Origin of the sequence: Rhizobium sp. WYCCWR 11146 (assembly GCF_013591995.1) — a bacterium.
Lineage (GTDB): Bacteria > Pseudomonadota > Alphaproteobacteria > Rhizobiales > Rhizobiaceae > Rhizobium > Rhizobium indicum.
The window spans coordinates 69,364-85,603 of record NZ_JACCEY010000009.1 but is presented as its reverse complement, the minus strand read 5'-3'; the positions used below and the strand labels follow the sequence as shown (position 1 = coordinate 85,603).

General features: G+C 61.2%; 17 protein-coding genes. 8 read left to right on the top strand and 9 right to left on the bottom strand.

All coding sequences use genetic code 11. From position 1 onward, the window contains the following. Window positions 1–32 precede the first annotated feature (32 nt). Window positions 33–542: a crossover junction endodeoxyribonuclease RuvC gene (ruvC, locus tag HX899_RS04740; protein WP_003542749.1), complete on the bottom strand. Its 510-nt coding sequence runs from the start codon at window positions 540–542 to the stop codon at window positions 33–35. Window positions 543–783: 241 nt separating this feature from the next. Here ruvC and HX899_RS04735 point away from each other — a divergent pair, with 241 nt between their 5' ends. Both HX899_RS04735 and HX899_RS04730 read left to right on the top strand, forming a co-directional pair. Beyond that, window positions 784–3,099 carry a methyl-accepting chemotaxis protein gene (locus HX899_RS04735; RefSeq protein WP_181291741.1) on the top strand — a complete coding sequence of 772 codons (2,316 nt, stop codon included), beginning with the start codon at window positions 784–786 and terminating at the stop codon, window positions 3,097–3,099. 126 nt (window positions 3,100–3,225) lie between these two features. Next, window positions 3,226–4,227 (top strand): LLM class flavin-dependent oxidoreductase, encoded by a 1,002-nt coding sequence (locus HX899_RS04730; RefSeq protein ID WP_138333548.1) that lies wholly within the window; start codon window positions 3,226–3,228, stop codon window positions 4,225–4,227. A 92-nt stretch (window positions 4,228–4,319) separates the two neighbouring features. Here the strand turns inward: HX899_RS04730 and HX899_RS04725 are convergent, their stop codons facing one another. Then, complete coding sequence (locus HX899_RS04725; protein WP_011653412.1) at window positions 4,320–5,066, bottom strand: YebC/PmpR family DNA-binding transcriptional regulator; 747 nt, start codon at window positions 5,064–5,066, stop codon at window positions 4,320–4,322. A 141-nt stretch (window positions 5,067–5,207) separates the two neighbouring features. On the opposite strand from HX899_RS04725, the gene HX899_RS04720 reads away from it, so the two are divergent. Continuing rightward, window positions 5,208–5,711: a pyridoxamine 5'-phosphate oxidase family protein gene (locus HX899_RS04720; RefSeq protein ID WP_012758860.1), complete on the top strand. Its 504-nt coding sequence runs from the start codon at window positions 5,208–5,210 to the stop codon at window positions 5,709–5,711. Between the two features lie 138 nt (window positions 5,712–5,849). On the opposite strand, the gene HX899_RS04715 is transcribed toward HX899_RS04720, so the two are convergent. The 7 genes from HX899_RS04715 to HX899_RS04685 all read right to left on the bottom strand — a co-directional run bounded on the left by HX899_RS04715 (window position 5,850) and on the right by HX899_RS04685 (window position 12,460). After that, window positions 5,850–6,695 (bottom strand): MBL fold metallo-hydrolase, encoded by an 846-nt coding sequence (locus HX899_RS04715; RefSeq protein ID WP_181291740.1) that lies wholly within the window; start codon window positions 6,693–6,695, stop codon window positions 5,850–5,852. A gap of 168 nt (window positions 6,696–6,863) precedes the next feature. Beyond that, a complete protein-coding gene (locus HX899_RS04710; protein ID WP_011653409.1) occupies window positions 6,864–7,688 on the bottom strand; it encodes a TIGR00282 family metallophosphoesterase in 825 nt (274 codons plus the stop codon). 3 nt (window positions 7,689–7,691) lie between these two features. Continuing rightward, window positions 7,692–8,279, bottom strand: a complete 588-nt coding sequence (locus HX899_RS04705; RefSeq protein ID WP_072637242.1) for a 5-formyltetrahydrofolate cyclo-ligase — start codon at window positions 8,277–8,279, stop codon at window positions 7,692–7,694. Between the two features lie 117 nt (window positions 8,280–8,396). Further along, on the bottom strand, window positions 8,397–9,092 hold the full coding sequence (locus tag HX899_RS04700; RefSeq protein ID WP_181291739.1) for a hypothetical protein: 696 nt from the start codon (window positions 9,090–9,092) through the stop codon (window positions 8,397–8,399). Between the two features lie 59 nt (window positions 9,093–9,151). Then, window positions 9,152–10,069 carry an NAD(P)-dependent oxidoreductase gene (locus HX899_RS04695; protein ID WP_181291738.1) on the bottom strand — a complete coding sequence of 306 codons (918 nt, stop codon included), beginning with the start codon at window positions 10,067–10,069 and terminating at the stop codon, window positions 9,152–9,154. Next, window positions 10,066–10,911 carry a glycosyltransferase gene (locus HX899_RS04690; protein ID WP_181291737.1) on the bottom strand — a complete coding sequence of 282 codons (846 nt, stop codon included), beginning with the start codon at window positions 10,909–10,911 and terminating at the stop codon, window positions 10,066–10,068. The genes HX899_RS04695 and HX899_RS04690 overlap by 4 nt, the downstream gene beginning before the upstream one ends. Window positions 10,912–11,239: 328 nt before the next feature. Further along, on the bottom strand, window positions 11,240–12,460 hold the full coding sequence (locus HX899_RS04685) for an NAD-dependent epimerase/dehydratase family protein (RefSeq protein WP_181291736.1): 1,221 nt from the start codon (window positions 12,458–12,460) through the stop codon (window positions 11,240–11,242). 141 nt (window positions 12,461–12,601) lie between these two features. Here HX899_RS04685 and ybgC point away from each other — a divergent pair, with 141 nt between their 5' ends. From ybgC to HX899_RS04660, 5 genes are all read left to right on the top strand, one after another. After that, a complete protein-coding gene (ybgC, locus tag HX899_RS04680) occupies window positions 12,602–13,057 on the top strand; it encodes a tol-pal system-associated acyl-CoA thioesterase (RefSeq protein ID WP_181291735.1) in 456 nt (151 codons plus the stop codon). Window positions 13,058–13,432: 375 nt separating this feature from the next. Then, window positions 13,433–14,152: a protein TolQ gene (tolQ, locus tag HX899_RS04675; RefSeq protein ID WP_003552507.1), complete on the top strand. Its 720-nt coding sequence runs from the start codon at window positions 13,433–13,435 to the stop codon at window positions 14,150–14,152. A gap of 18 nt (window positions 14,153–14,170) precedes the next feature. After that, window positions 14,171–14,626 carry a protein TolR gene (tolR, locus tag HX899_RS04670; RefSeq protein WP_181291734.1) on the top strand — a complete coding sequence of 152 codons (456 nt, stop codon included), beginning with the start codon at window positions 14,171–14,173 and terminating at the stop codon, window positions 14,624–14,626. A gap of 8 nt (window positions 14,627–14,634) precedes the next feature. Continuing rightward, on the top strand, window positions 14,635–15,771 hold the full coding sequence (locus HX899_RS04665; RefSeq protein WP_181291733.1) for a cell envelope integrity protein TolA: 1,137 nt from the start codon (window positions 14,635–14,637) through the stop codon (window positions 15,769–15,771). Continuing rightward, on the top strand, window positions 15,772–16,218 hold the full coding sequence (locus HX899_RS04660) for a cell envelope integrity protein TolA (protein ID WP_181291732.1): 447 nt from the start codon (window positions 15,772–15,774) through the stop codon (window positions 16,216–16,218). It begins immediately after the preceding gene. Window positions 16,219–16,240: the final 22 nt, after the last annotated feature.

The following is a 16,240-nucleotide window of genomic DNA, read 5'->3' as shown; positions in this document are numbered from 1 at the left end:
TCTCTCAGCAGATGGAACAAGTCAGGTATAGATTAACCGGCCAGCGCCTGCCGCATCCGGTTGCTGCCGCGATTATGCGCATGGCAGATGGCGATCGCCAGGGCGTCGGCGGCGTCGTTGCCCTTGAATTCGACCTTCGGCATCAGGATCTTCAACATCATGTGGATCTGCTGCTTTTCGCCATGGCCGACGCCGATGACGGCCTTCTTCACGGCGTTCGGGGCATATTCGGAGACCGGCAGCCCGGCGCGCGCCGGCACCAGCATAGCAATGCCGCGGGCCTGGCCAAGCTTCAGGGTCGCCACCGCATCCTTGTTGACGAAGGTCTGTTCGACGGCGGCCTCATCCGGCTTATAGCTGTGGACGATCTCCGCCAGGCCGTCGTGCAATTGGCAAAGGCGGGAGGCAAGGTCCATGTCGCCATCGGAAGTCACGGTTCCAGACGCGACAAACCGCAGGGAATTGCCTGATGTCTCGATGATTCCCCAGCCGGTGCGGCGAAGTCCGGGATCAATACCGACGATGCGAATCGTATTTTGCATGGTTCAACCTATAGCGATCGCGAAATAACTGCCATCGATATGTGAACAAAACAAAAACACTCCCGGATTTAGGCCCCGACATTTACCGCGAATTAAAACAGATGCCTGAATTCTAGTCATCAATACGAGAGGGGCTTCTTTTCGCGAAGATTAAGCCTCCGATGTTCTGTTTACAGGTCGGTCGATGAGGCATGCGCTGCATGCCCGGCTGGCAAGCGCGTTCAGAAGGGGTTCGTCGTACATGGCACAGAGATTTCAATCCCTGTCCTTCAAGGTCATCGTCACATTCATTCTGCTGACCGTGCTGTCGATCGCGGTCATCGACGTGCTGGCCTATTTCGCCAGCAGCCGCATCTCCGACGAGCAGGCGCTGAAGGCCAAGGAAAGCGTGCTGATCTTCCGCGGCGACATGCTGCAGGACCAGCTGACGCAGCTTGAAAACCAGGCCAACTCGATTGCGCGCATCGAGGCGCTGCAAATGTCGATCACCAGCCTGAAGAGCGGCTGGAAAACCATCGAGAAAACCTCGGGCGACGCTCGTGCCGAGCTGAAGAAGGTTTTCATATCGAACAATCCCAACCCGGCCGACCAGCGCGAGAAGCTTATGAAGCCGGAAGGGCCGAGCGGCTTTTATTATTCGAACCATGAGAAGACGCAGGGCGAAGTCGCCCGCGTCCTCGAGGATACCGCCTTCAGCGACCTGCTGATCGTCGATCTCGAGGGTACCGCGCTTTATTCCTATAAGAAGGAAGATGATTTCGCCGAAAATCTGAAGGCGGACGCCTGGAAGACAACCGGCGCCGGCATCGCTTTCGCCAAGGCGATCGAGAATACCGCCAAGGCGACCGATGACGCCGCGCCGACAGGCTTCTCCGGCCTTCGCGTCGATGCCGGCAGCGGTAAATCGGCGATCTTCTATGCCGTGCCGATTATCAAGCTTGGAGCGGCCAAGGGCATCATCCTCTTCAAGGTGCGCGACGACATCGTCACGGGCATCCTCTCCAAGGGAATCGTTCAGGGCAGCACGGCGCGGGCGGCGATCGTCTCAGGCGATGGCTCCGCCGTCGGCCTCGACGGAAGCGGCAAGCTTGCGACGCTCGATGCGACGCCCTTCACCTTTATCCAGAGCGCGCTTGCCAGTTCGGCGATGACGGTTGCCGATTTCGACCGGGCGGACGGTACGGCTCGTGCCTATGTCCGCGGCATCGACTATCGCGGCGACCGCTTCCTCGTTGTCGAGAGTGTGCTCTTGAGCGAGCTCAATGCCGGCTCGATCGAGATCGCCACCTTGCTGACGATGATCGGCATCGGCGTGCTCGTCGTCATGGCGGTCGCGACCGGGCTCGTCACCAATTTGCTGTTTTCGCCGCTTGCGCGGCTTGCCGGCGTCACCCGCGATGTCGCCGATGGCAAGCTCGACAGCGAGATCGGCAGCCTGAACCGCAAGGACGAGATCGGCACGATGGCCAATGCGCTCGACCGCTTCCGCCACTCGCTGATCGAGAGCCGCGAGCTCGAAGCCGCCAGCGAGGAGACGCGCCTGCGGGCCGAGCAGGACCGCCAGCAGAATCTGGCCGAGCGTGAGGCCGAGGCGAAAACGCTGCAGCAGGTGGTCGAGGCGATTGACGAGGGCCTGCATCATCTGGCGAGCGGCGATCTCGCCTATCAGATCGATACCCGTTTCCCGAACGAACTCGAAAGCCTGCGCGTCAATTTCAACGAGGCGCTGGCGACGCTCAGCGAAACCATGACGGCCATCGGCGGCAACTCGATGGCGGTGCGCGCCGGCTCCGAAGAGATGCGCACCGGCGCCGACGAACTTGCCGGGCGCACCGAGCGCCAGGCCGGCTCGATCACCGAGACGGCGAATGCGATCAGCGCCATCACACAGTCGGTCCGCCGGCAGATCGAGCGAGCCGAGCAGGCCGAGCGCATCGCCCGCGACGCCAAGAAGGAGACGACCGGCTCAGGCCAGATCATGCGCGAGACGATCGCGGCGATGGAGGCAATCCAGGTCTCCTCGCGCCAGATCAACACGATCATCTCCGTCATCGACGACATCGCCTTCCAAACCAACCTCCTGGCGCTCAATGCCGGTGTTGAGGCAGCGCGTGCGGGTGAATCCGGCAAGGGCTTTGCCGTCGTCGCCATGGAAGTGCGCGAGCTTGCCCAGCGCTCATCGAGTGCGGCCAAGGAGATTTCCAGCCTGTTGCAGAAATCGACGCATGAGGTGGAAAGCGGCGTTACGCTTGTGGAAAAAGCGGGCGTTGCCCTGACGGGCATCGGCGCCCATGTCGAGGCGATCAACGGGCAGATCAACGAGATCATGAGTGCGACCCGCGAGGAGGCCAATACGCTGCGCGAGATCAATAGCGCCGTTGCCGAACTCGACGCGATGACGCAGCAGAACGCCTCGATGGTCGAGGAGACGACGGCGGCTATCCACCGGCTGGCGACGGAAGCCCTGGAAATGGACCGCCAGCTCGGCAATTTCACGCTGCCGCATGGCCATCACCAGCCGAGCGCCGAGGTGCATGTGCTACGCCGTCAGCGGTAAGCTACACCTTTCCACATTGCATAAGGGCCGCGCTGGCGCGGCCTTTTTTGTTTGCGCGCATGGTTTGGAATGGCGCGGGTGCGAACCTACATAGACGGCATCGTTCAACTGCCCGGCAGGTTTCCCATGGTTCCCTTCTCCATACTCGACCTTTCCCCCGTTGCCGAAGGCAGCACCGTGCGCCAGTCCCTCGAGGCCTCGGCGCGGATGGCTGTGAAGGCCGAGGAATTCGGTTACAAGCGCTTCTGGCTTGCCGAACATCACGGCATGCCGGGGATTGCCAGTGCTGCCACCGCCATCGTCATCGGCCATGTCGGGGCTGCGACAAAGCGCATCCGCATCGGCTCCGGCGGCATCATGCTGCCCAATCATTCGCCGCTCGTCATCGCCGAGCAGTTCGGCACTCTGGAGGCGCTCTTCCCCGGCCGCATCGATCTCGGCCTCGGGCGGGCGCCGGGAACGGACATGCGCACGGCACAGGCGCTGCGGCGCAATCTCGAGGCCGGCGCAAACAGCTTCCCGAACGACGTGGTGGAACTGCAGCAACTTCTCGATACGCCGGTCGAGAACCAGGCGATCCTAGCGGTTCCCGGTAATGGCTCGCATATCCCGATCTGGCTGCTCGGCTCCAGTCTCTACAGCGCTCAACTCGCCGGCATGCTGGGGCTTCCCTATGCCTTCGCTTCGCATTTCGCGCCCGACATGCTGCTCGATGCGATCGCGATCTACCGCGACCGCTTCCAGCCCTCGGCGACGCTCGACAAGCCGCATGTGATGGTCGGCGTGATGGGCGCGGTGGCGGCGACGGATGAGGAGGCTCGCTATCATTTCACTTCCGCAGAGCAGCAGTTCGTCAATCTGCGCCGCAATGTCCGCGGCCCGTTCCCGCGTCCGGTGGCCGATATGGCGGACTTCTGGTCGCCGATGGAAAAGATGAATGTCGAACACACGCTGCGTTATGCCGTGGTCGGCTCGCCGAAGACGGCCGAGGCGAAACTGACGGAGTTTCTACAGGAAACGCAGGCCGACGAGGTGATCATCTCGATGCCGATCCACGACATCGAGGCGCGGCTGACATCGGTGGAACTATTCGCGGGGCTGGGAAATTTCATGCGAGCCGCCGCGTAGGGGCCGCGCGAGGCGCACTCCGACGGCCACCTTTCCTGCAAGAAAAACCCGGCGTTGCAGCCGGGTTTTTATTTGACACCTGCCTGAGGAGATCAGGCCGAGAGCTTCGCCAGCACTTCTTCCGAGACTTCGAAATTGGAATAGACGTTCTGCACGTCGTCATCGTCTTCCAGGCTGTCGATGAGTTTCAGCAGCGACTGGGCTTTTTCCTCGTCCACCGGCACGTTGTTCTGGGCGCGCCAGACGGCCTTGACGGTTTCGGCTTCGCCGAGGCTCGATTCCAGCGCTTTTGCCACTTCGCCGAGGGCTTCGAAGGCGCAGGTGATGTAGTGGCCGTCTTCGTCGGACTCGACGTCGTCGGCGCCGGCTTCAATCGCGGCTTCCATCACCTTGTCGCCATCGCCAACGGAAAGCTTGTAGGTGATTTCGCCGACATGGTCGAAGGAGAAGGAAACGGAACCGGTTTCGCCGAGAGCGCCGCCGGCCTTGGTGAAGCTCGAGCGAACGTTGGAGGCGGTGCGGTTTCGGTTGTCGGTCAGCGCCTCGACGATGATCGCCGTGCCGCCGGGGCCATAGCCCTCATAGCGGACTTCGTCATAATTTTCGCCGTCGGCACCGGCTGCCTTCTTGATGGCGCGGTCGATATTGTCCTTCGGCATGGACTGAGCCTTGGCGTTCTGGATCGCCAGGCGAAGTCGGGCGTTCATCGTCGGGTCGGGCAGGCCGGCCTTGGCGGCAACGGTGATTTCGCGCGCAAGCTTGGAGAACATTTTCGACCGCACGGCATCCTGACGGCCTTTGCGGTGCATGATGTTTTTAAACTGTGAATGGCCAGCCATGGCACCCCTGTTCACGTCTCATTGTTCGGAATGGGCCGCCTTATAAGAGCGAAACGGCACCCGTTCAAGGAAAAAGCAGTTCGGAACAAAGGCGAGGGGATGACGTTTCAACCGAACTCCATCCAACGGAAAGGAACGGTCATGGCAAGTCTCAGCGAGGCGCAGGAACATCCAGCACGTCAGCTCTGGGATCAGGTCAACGATGTCCATGCCGGCATGCTCGGAATTTCCGGACTGGATATGCACATGCAGCCGATGGCGCCGCATGCCGATCCCACCACCAACACCATCTGGTTCTACACCAAGACCGATGCCGACATCGTGCGCGCCATCAAGCCCGGCAGCCGCGCGCATTTCTGCGTTATCGGCAAGGATCACGACTATCACGCCTGCCTTGCCGGCGTGATCGAGGTGCATCCTGACCCTTCCAAGATCGAGGAATATTGGAGCTCGATCGTCGCGGCCTGGTATGACGGCGGCAAGAAGGACCCCAAGCTCACCATGCTGTCCCTCCATGTCGACGATGCCGAGATCTGGGTTTCCACAGGCAACAAGCTGAAATTCGGCTGGGAGATCGCCAAGGCCAATCTCGACGACGACAAAATGCCGGATGTCGGCATCAAGCGCCATCTGCAGTTCGCTTGACGCGCAGTGCTCCTGCAGAATTCCTTAAATCGGAATCGATTTAAGGATAAAATTATGCAGCAATTCAAAGTGCTACAGCGGCCTTTGCGCGTCTGAAAAGAGCCGCGGCGCTGTAGAAGGGAAACCGCCGGGCCTTTTTTACTGCACACCCTTCAAGACATAGATCAGCGGCTTTTTCGGCAGGGTACGCATCGAGACGGTGATACTGTCATCGGACGCATTGGCGACGTCGAAATCCTTGCCGAACATCGAGACGAAGGCTTCGACCGGCGGGCCGCGCCGGTGCATCGGCAGGATCAACGACGAGCGCAGCCGCTTGATGACGCGGCTCATGCTGTCGGCGCCCATGGTCAGGCCGCCATCGACGGGGACCATGACGATGTCGAGCCGGCCGATCTCGGTATAATGGGCATCCGTCAGCTCGTAATGCAGGTGGCCGAGATGGCCGATGCAGAGGCCGGCGATCTCGAAGATGAAGATGGAATTGCCGTTCTCATGCGCGCCGCCGAGGCCGTAGCTGAAGCGGATATCCGTGGGGACGTTGCGGATATAAGCATCGCCGACGACGAGATTGACGTTGGCCTTCTCGCCCGGAATGTCGCTCCACCCATGCAGCACATGTTTGATGCCGGGATCGGGGGTCAGGGTATAGTGGGTCGTGTGCGCCTTGTTCATGGTCACGACATCGGGCGGCGTTGCCGGCCTGTACCAGCCATTATAGTCGGTTGCGATAACGATACCGCCGGGCGTATCGATCTCGAAGGTCGAATGGCCGAGGAAGGTCAGTTTGACGTCCTCGCCCTCGGAGACGGCAGGCACCAGCGGCGGGGCGCCGGAAAAGCTTGCGAAGGTCACCTTGGGGATGGTTTGCGCGATCGCCTGGCACTGGCTGACCGGCGGCCGCTGCTCTTGTGCCCCGGCAAGATTCGGCACGGCGAAGGCCGTAAGGCATGCGATAGCGAGGACAAGATATCGCGGCTTCATGCCACCCCTCCGGCGCTCTATCACCCTTCGATCGGCGCGTAATCCGTTCCGAAAATCGATTCCGATTTTCGGGGTTATGCGCGAATGGCGGGGAGGATGCGGCATGAGGCCGCAGGGGTCCAGACGGCGGGTTCTCACAATTGCGTGTTGAACGGCGCCTGTCGCCTGTTACCGCCAGAACTCCGGCACCGTCTCGGCCAGCCGCGGCCCGAGCCGGAGTGGCGCGATCTTTTCGGCAAGTCCTGTCGTATCCGAGATTTCCACGCCGACGCCGCAGATCGTCGCGGGGCCGTTCGCGGCTTCCATGCGGCCCTTTGGCATCTTGGAGATGAAGCGGTTGAGCGGCTCCTCCTTGTCCATGCCGAGGGAGGAGTCGTAGTCGCCGCACATGCCGGCATCCGACATATAGGCGGTGCCGCCGTTCAGGATCTGTGCGTCGGCGGTCGGTACATGCGTGTGGGTGCCGACGACGAAGCTGGCGCGGCCGTCGACGAAATGGCCGAAGCACTGCTTCTCGCTGGTCGCCTCGGCATGGAAATCGAAGATGATCGCGTCGGCCTGTTCCTTCAGCGGGCAGGCGTCGAGGATGACCTCCGCCGATTTGAAGGGGTCGTCGAGTTCGGGGTGCATGAAGACCCGTCCCATGACGTTGGCAACAAGCACACGCGCGCCGTTCCTGGCATAGAAAAGGCCGGAGCCGCGGCCAGGCGTGCCTTGCGGATAGTTGGCCGGCCGCAGGAACTGATCGTGGCGGCCGGCAAAAGCGACGGCTTCCTTCTGGTCCCAGACGTGATTGCCCGTCGTCACCACATCGGCGCCGGCATTGATCGTTTCCAGAAAGATGTCCTCGGTGATGCCGAAGCCGCCAGCGGCGTTCTCGCCGTTGACGATGACGAAATCGAGCTTGAGGTCGGAAACCAGGCCGGGAAGACGGTCCCACACCGCCGTGCGTCCCGTCTTGCCGACCATGTCACCCAGAAAAAGCAGCCGCATTCCCTATCCAATCCAAGAGGCAAAAAAGCGAAGGCCGCTTTCTGTCAGGATGGCATCCAGGCTTATGTCGTGCGGCTCGTCGGGCACATGTGCCACTTCCTGGCAGTCGAATGCAATGCCGATCAGCTTCGGATGCAGGCCTTTTTGTCTGAGCCGGCTGATGGCGCGGTCGTAGTGGCCGGCACCGTAGCCGATGCGGTGGCCGCGGGCATCGAAGGCCGAAAGCGGCACCAGCATGATCTCGGGATCGAGAATGGCGGCATCCGTGCCGGGGCCGACCGTGCCGAAACCGGTATCGATGAGGGGCGCACCTTCCGCCAGCTCGCGAAAGACGATCGTCTGCCGATCGAGGATCGCCGGCACGCAGAGCCGCGCCCCGCGCACGGCAAAGCGCGCCATCAGCGGCCTGAGATCGGCTTCCGAACGGATCGGCAGGAAGCCGGAGACGATCGTATCCAGCGCAAAACCGACGGCCTCGCCGGCATGGTCGGCCATTGCGAGGCTTTTGGAGGCGCGTTTCTCGGCGGGGATAGCGTCGCGGGCCGACAGCCGTTCGTTGCGCAGCTGCGCTTTCAATTCTTTCGCGGTCATTGGATCTGCCGGTTCTGAGAGATTTATCCGAGCATAGACGGCTGGATGTCCGATGCAAATGCAGGATGCGACGGTATCACGCTCGTTTCACGCCTCGGTCACCGGCAGCAGCGATCGTCAGACGACGATGCTTGTCGGTATTGTCGCCGTGGCGATGGAGAAGCCTGCTATATTGGCCCCAGCCTGCCGGTCCTGCTGCCGCAACTCGCGCATCGCCTTTTCGAGCACTTGCTTGAGTTCGCGCACAACCGCCTTGAACTCTTCCATCGTTTCGCGATCATCGGCCGAAATGCCTGAAAATTTCGGGGCATCCTCGGCGACGCTCGCATAGGCGTTGCGGGCGTTGGCGGTAGCGTCCGGTTCCTGCGAGCCGGTCTCGCCGGCCGCAGTTTCTCCTGAAGTATCCGTCAGAGCAGCAGCGGCCCCGCTGGTTGCGACTGCTGTTGCATCCGTAGTTGCGTCCATCGGAACAGCCGTTGCGGGACTGCCGGTCGCGACTGATGATGCGAATTCGGAGGCGGCGGTGCCGACCTTGCGCGCCAGTTCGGCGGCCAGCCGGGCGACCACCTCAGGTGCCATGTTGGAGCTGCGCAACATCTCCAACTGCTGTTTTGCCTCTTCGAGCTTGCGTTGTGCCTTCGCCTTGGCCTCGTCTCCCGAGTTCGCCAAAGTCTGGCGCATCTGCTGCAGCGCCTGGGTGGCGCGCTGCAGCTTCAGCACGCCTTGATCGGTCTCGCTTCCGGCGGCCGCAATGGCTGCCGTCGAAGACGCGCCGCGCAAGATGATGGAGGCAGACGTGGTTGCAACCTGCATGAACAATTCCCCGATTTTTAATTCGGGCCCCGATTGCGATTCGGGCGCATTCTGCAACGTCAGACTTGCGTGGACCTGTGTCTCTGGGATTCGGGAAGCGCAGCGGCCAGCCGCTGCATCGTCTCGTCGAGCAGAGGGGCTCCGCCGGGTGCCCAGCCGAGTGCTCGGATTTTCGCAGTGTTCATGGGATTGAGCGCGACGCTATCGACAGGGGCCGGCAGCGCGTGCCGACAGCCCGTCTCGCGGCGGATGGATGAAAGGATATCGCGCGTATCGACTGGCATGTCCGAGACGTTGAAGACCTCGCCGGAGATGCGAGTGCTTTCCGTCTCCAGCATCAGTCTCACCGCCCGACCAAGGTCGCGGCCATGAACTTCCGTTCCCAGACGGGCAGCAACCGGCTGGCCCGCGAGGTAATCGGCGATGAGGCCGTCCCATTTGTTCGGCGAGAGATCGCCATAGACGCCGGTCGCCCTCAGGCTTACGCCGGCAAAACCCGGCGTGGAGAGATGGGCAAGCGCGCGTTCGGCATCGAGCTTGACCTGGCCGTAGAGTGTTTCGGGCTTGGCCAGCATTGTCTCCCTCAGTTCGGTTGCCTCGGGATGTTCGCCGTAGGCGGCGCGGCTGGACAGGAAGACGCAGCGGCGCGTGCCGGCGCGTTTGGCGGCTTCGAAAAGCCGGACGGTGCCGTCGAGGTTCAACCTGTGGAAGGTCTTCGGATCGTCGCCTTCGCCGCCGCGATATTTGCCCGGAACATGACTGAAAGCGGCGTGGACGAAGAAATAGGCGTCATCGAAGACATCGATCTGATCCTTGTCGGGATCGAGCGAAAGCGCTGCGAACTCGACCGGGCGGGAGAAGAGGCGGGGCAGCGGCGCGCGGCGCCCGCCGACGATCACCTGATATCCGGCGGCCAGCAGTTCCTCGACGACATACCGGCCGACGAGACCCGTTCCACCCGATACAAGTACCTTCATGCTGCCCCTTCCGGATTGTCCAGCGCCGTGATCTCAGGCACGTCGCCGCCATCATGGAAACGGTGCCACAGATCGATCAAAGGTTGTAGTCGCGCTGCCTTGGGATGATCCTTTTCCCACGGTTTTTCATACTGGTAATGCAGGATCGAAATGCTCTTCCAGTCCCAAAGGTCCGGCATGGTGAACCATACATATTGCAGCATGTTGAAATAAACCGGCAGGCCGTGCCAATCCGGGAAGAATGTCTCGAGAAAGGTCTGATCGGTGCGCCGCCAGAAGGCGTCCGGCCTGTCGAGCCTTTCGAGCATGTGCCGGAACGTGTCATGCGAGGGCGTCGCGACGAAGACGCCGGAATTCATGCGGTGGAAGTCGGCGAGGCTTTCGTAGACATTGGGGGCGGCGGAAAATTCCGGGTAGAGGAAGAGCCTGTCGACGTTCTTCAGCACGAGGGCGTCGGCGTCGATGAAGACGCAGCGCTGGTATTCGACGAGCTGCCAGAGCCTGAGCTTGCAGAAATTGTCGAGCGGCGAATGGAAATCCGGCTTGCGGCCCTTGGTGAAAGGAGCTGCGGAATGGAGCTGACCGCGGGCGTGGCGCTCGTTGAAGGCCGCAGAGAGCGGCAGGTGTTCGACCTCGATCAGGCGGCAGTCGAGCGCTTCGAGTGGTGAGAGGGCGGCTTTGTCGACGCCGCCGGTGTGGAGAATGACGATGTCGGCGTCGGCGTCGGTTCCGGTTCGGCGCAGGGAATGGGCGAGAGCGGTCGCTCCCATGGCATAGTCGGCGTTGGTAACAAGGGTGATGTAGGCGAAGCGATGAGATGGTCGCGTGGTTACGTGCGCCATTGCCGCACTTCCTTGTTCCTGTCCTTGGTCAAGCCCAAGGACAGGACGGAGGAGAGGTTGTGCCGTGGCCACCCCCCTCTGCCCTGCCGGGCATCTCCCCCACAGGTGGGGAGATTAGCTAGGCGCGACGGCTTCCCCAAACAACCGGCGTTCAGCATCGCAAAACGGTCAATGGGCGGGAAGCGCGAGCCGCTTGTGATCTCCCCATCTGTGGGGGAGATGCCCGGCAGGGCAGAGGGGGGCTCACACGGTATGCCCTCTCCTTCCCACATAAACTGACTTGGTAAGGGAGTCTCCATGGGGCCTTCCAATATGAACACGCCCTCGCTCACGAGACGGATTTCAGCCGTTTGCCTTCCGGATCGTGATTGATCGTCGCGGCGATGTCCTTGGTCCAGGCGGAGACGGCCGGCACGCGTGCGCGGTCGACGCGATAGGCGAACTTCTTCGCGACATCGACGATCTCGCCGAGCAGGCCCGCTTCCAGCGTGATCGGTTCGAGGCCGAGATCGCGGAATTTTTCGTTCCGGACGATCAGCTCGTTCTCGGCGGCTTCCTTGCGCGGGTTGGGCAGCCAGGCAATCTTGGCGCCGCTCATCCTGGCGATCATCTCGGCAAGGTCGCGCACCCGGTGGGTTTCTGTCATCTGGTTGAAGATCTCGACGCGGGCGCCGCGAGCCGGCGGGTTTTTCAGCGCCAGCTCGATGCAGCGGACCGAATCCTGGATATGGATGAAGGCGCGGGTCTGGCCGCCGGTGCCGTGCACCGTCAGCGGATAGCCGATCGCCGCCTGGATGAGGAAGCGGTTCAGCACCGTGCCATAATCGCCGTCATAGTCGAAACGGTTGATCAGCTGCGCGTGGCGGCGCGTCTGCTCGGTATGCGTGCCCCAGACGATGCCCTGGTGCAGATCGGTGATCCTCAGACCATCATTCCTGGCGTAGAACTGGAAGAGAAGCTGATCCAGGCACTTGGTCATGTGATAGATCGAGCCGGGATTGGAGGGATAGAGGATCTCCTGGCTGACCGTCTCGCCGCCTGCGGTTTCGATGCCGACCGGCAGGTAACCCTCGGGGATCGCCGCCCCGACCGTCGAATAGCCGTAGACCCCCATGGTGCCGAGATGGATGAGATGGGCATCGAGATTGAGTTCCGTCAGCCCGTTCAGCAGATTGTGCGTGGCGCTGACATTGTTGTTGACGGTGTAGTTCTTGTGGCGGTCGCTCTTCATCGAATAGGGCGCGGCCCGCTGCTCGGCGAAATGGATGACGGCATCCGGGCGGTGTTCGGAAAGCCAGTTCTTCAGGAGTTCGTAATCCTTGGCGAGATCGATCAGATTGAAGTGGATGCGCCGTCCGGTTTCGGCATGCCAGATGCGGGTGCGCTCCTGGATCGAATCCATCGGGGTCAGCGACTGAACGCCAAGTTCGGTGTCGATCCAGCGGCGCGAGAGATTGTCGAGAATATGGATGTCGTGCCCGGCATCGGAGAGATGCAGCGACGTTGGCCAACCAATGAAACCGTCTCCGCCCATAACCGCAATCTTCATCGCATCGTCTCCTGATTGGTCGTTCATTATCGGCAATAGTTAGGAATTGTGACAATCATTCAATGCCTGCCGGCCGGGCATTCAATGCTTGCCTGCCGGGAAGCGTTGCGCCAAACAGGGCACCTGAGTTTGGAGAAAATTATGACGGAACGCCCTTTTTCCATTTCGGGAGAGCTGACGGAGGCTGGACACCGCCTCGTCCAGCGGGTCTATTATGAAGATACGGACTTCTCCGGCCTGGTCTATCACGCCCGCTACCTGCATTTCCTGGAGCGCGGCCGCACCGATTATCTGCGCTGCCTCGGCGTCGAGCAGCGCGAACTCGTCAGCGCCGACGAGGAGGGGCTGGTTTTCGTCGTCCATCGCATGGAGATCGACTTCAGGAGCCCGGCGCGCATGGACGATGTGCTGACGATCCTGACGCATACGGAAAAAGCCGGCGGCGCCAAGATGGTGCTCAATCAGCAGATCCGCTCGGGCGAGACGCTGCTGATCGCCGCCAAGGTGATCATCGCCGTCATCAACGCCCGGGGGCGGCCGAGGCGGCTGCCGGAAAGGCTGGCGGTGAAATTCCTGGAGGGCAGCACGCCGTTGTAGTCAGAATCGCTTGAAATTCAGCTCTTGTCCGAACTTGAGTTTTATGTGAAGGAATTCCCGCGCCGCAGGATGAGCGCTCTTTAGGCAACCGGACCTTGCTCCGGTCAAGTAATCCATGGAACGAAATCTTCCGAACACAGGCTTACTGTCACAGTCCGGCACTAACGATCTATTAACCATAATAGTGTCTTACTGGGAAAGTCGGAGTTTGTGCGGTGCACGCCTTCCTTTGACCAAATTTGACGGCAAGAAGGCGGAAGATGAGCTTGGAAGTTTGACCAGGGCTTTGGGCGGCGGCCGCCGGACACTTCTTGCGAGATCAGTTTGTGCCGCCCGGTCTAGCGCCGGGCGTTTGGATTCGGGGATTTTGGACCAATGGAACAAGTAGGATTGGCAGCAGCAACGACGGACGTCAGCCTCTGGTCGCTTTTCATGCAGGCCGGCATTGTCGTCAAGCTCGTCATGCTCGGGCTCATCGCAGCCTCGGTATGGACGTGGGCGATCGTCATCGACAAATATCTGGCCTATGGCCGCGCACGGCGCCAGTTCGACAAGTTCGAGCAGGTGTTCTGGTCGGGCCAGTCGCTGGAAGAACTCTACCGCTCGCTGTCGGAACGCAGCAATACCGGGCTGGCGGCAATCTTCGTGGCCGCCATGCGCGAGTGGAAGAAATCCTTCGAACGCGGCGCCCGCTCGCCGATCGGCCTGCAGATGCGGATCGACCGTGCGATGGACGTGACGCTCGCCCGTGAAACCGAATTTCTCGGCGCCCGTCTTGGATCGCTCGCGACCATCGGCTCGGCCGGTCCGTTCATCGGTCTGTTCGGCACGGTCGTCGGCATCATGACCTCGTTCCAGGCGATCGCCGGTTCGAAGTCGACCAACCTTGCGGTGGTTGCGCCCGGTATCGCCGAAGCGCTGCTTGCCACCGCGATCGGCCTCGTCGCCGCTATCCCCGCGGTTATCGCCTACAACAAGTTCTCTGCCGATGCCGGCAAGCTCTCGGGTCGAATGGAAGGTTTTGCGGATGAATTCTCCGCCATACTTTCGCGCCAGATCGACGAGAAACTGCAGCCGCGCGCTGCCGCTCAGTAACCAACGGAGTATTCTCACATGGGTATGGCTGTTGGAGGCAATGGCGGCGGGGGCGGCGGACGCCGCCGTCGTGGCGGTCGGAACAGGGCCGTGATGTCCGAAATTAATGTGACGCCGCTAGTCGACGTCATGCTGGTGCTTTTGATCATCTTCATGGTCGCGGCACCGATGATGACCGTCGGCGTGCCGATCGACCTGCCGGAAACGCAGGCCAAGGCGCTGAATTCCGAGACGCAGCCGATCACCATTTCCGTCAAGAATGACGGCGAGGTGTTCCTGCAGGAAACGCCGATCCCGGCCGCGGAGATCGCCGCCAAGCTCGAGGCGATCGCCACCACCGGTTATAACGAACGTATCTTCGTGCGCGGCGACGCGACAGCGCCTTACGGCGTCATCGCCGACGTCATGGCCCGTATCCAGGGCGCAGGCTTCAAGAATATCGGCCTCGTGACGCAGCAGAAGAAGGACCAATAGCGCGCAAAATGAAGGCCAGTGTCATCACATCCGCTGTTTTGCACGGCCTGGTGCTCACCTGGGCGATGGTGTCGCTCGGCGCTCCGGAATCCTTCAAGGTGGAGGATTTCGAGGCGATGCCGGTCGATCTCGTGCCGGTGGAGTCCATTACCCAGATGCAGCAGGGCGACAAGAAGGCTCCGAAGAAGGAGACTTCCGCGCCTGTGCCGACGACGCGGCCGCCGATCGCGCAACCGGCGGAGAACGCCGGCGATAACAATGTCGACCTGAAAACGCCTCCGGTGCCGAACGCCAAGCCCAGCAATACGGAGGCTGCCGCGGCGAATTCGAGCGACAAGCCGATGCCGAAGATCGATCCGAAGCCGAATGACGTCAAGGAGATCGTCAAGGAGGAAACGGAAGTCGAGCAGCCGAAGGAGGTCGCCTCCATTCCGCCGCCGAAGCCGGTCGAAGTGACGCCGCCGAAGCCTGAGGAAAAGCCGCCGGAAGAGCAGGCCAAGCCGGAGGAGCCGCCGAAGCCCGATGCCGAGGCGCTGCCGGACAATGTGCCGACGCCCGTCGCCAAGCCGCAGGTGAAGCCGCCAGAACCACAGAAGCCCGCCGAAAAGCCGCCGGAAAAGACAGCCGACCAGCCGAAGGCTGCCGAGAAGCCGACCGAAAAGAAGAAGGCTGATCAGAAGCAGGAGACGGCGAAATCCGCTTCGGCGATGAAGAGCGATTTCAATGCCGATGAGGTTGCGGCGTTGCTGAACAAGACCGATCCTTCAGCAGGCGGGGCTAAGCGCTCGACGCAGGAGGCATCGCTCGGTGCGAAGAAGAGCAATGGCGGCTCCAAGCTTTCGATGAGCGAGATGGATGCGCTGAAGAGCGCCATCGCCGGCAATTGGTCTGTCATTCCCGGCATGGAAGGCGTGAGCGATGTTCGCATCAAGGTGCATATGAATCTCGATCAGGACGGCAACATCGTCGGCGAACCGGAAGTCGAGGCGGTCGGTGGCGATAACGAATCCACGCGTCGGGCACTCGCCGGCGGCGCTTATCGCGCCATCATGAAATCGGCTCCTTTCTCGTCGCTTCCAAAAGACAAATACGATGCCTGGAGCGAAGTCGTCGTCAACTTCGATCCAAGCGATCTAGGAATTTAGATGCTGAAGAGCCTGTCTAATTTCGCGAAGTCTTTCGGGATACGTGCGGTGCTGATGGGGATCGTGATTGGCTTGGCGTTGCCGCTCGAAGCAAATGCGGAGACGGTTGATCGGGTAAATGGCGGCAAGGAAGCATCCGCTATCAGCTCGGCTACCGCTGTCGCGATGCGAGATGCAATCCAGAGGCAGTTCAATATCGATGCCAGGCTGGAAGGCATCGGCAGCGTGCGTATGACGATTCACCTAAAGCTTGATAGAGATGGCCAGATCGTAGGCGTTCCTGACGTGGAGGCCAGTGGTGGTAGTGAGAGCACGCGACAAAGCATTACCAATGCCGGCGTTCGCGCAGTTCGTCGCGCAGCTCCTTTTACGATGCTTCCTAAAGATAAATATGATGCCTGGAAGGAAGTTATTTTGAACTTCGACACCAGCGCTCTTACGCAATAAGATGCTGAAAGGCTTGTTTGAT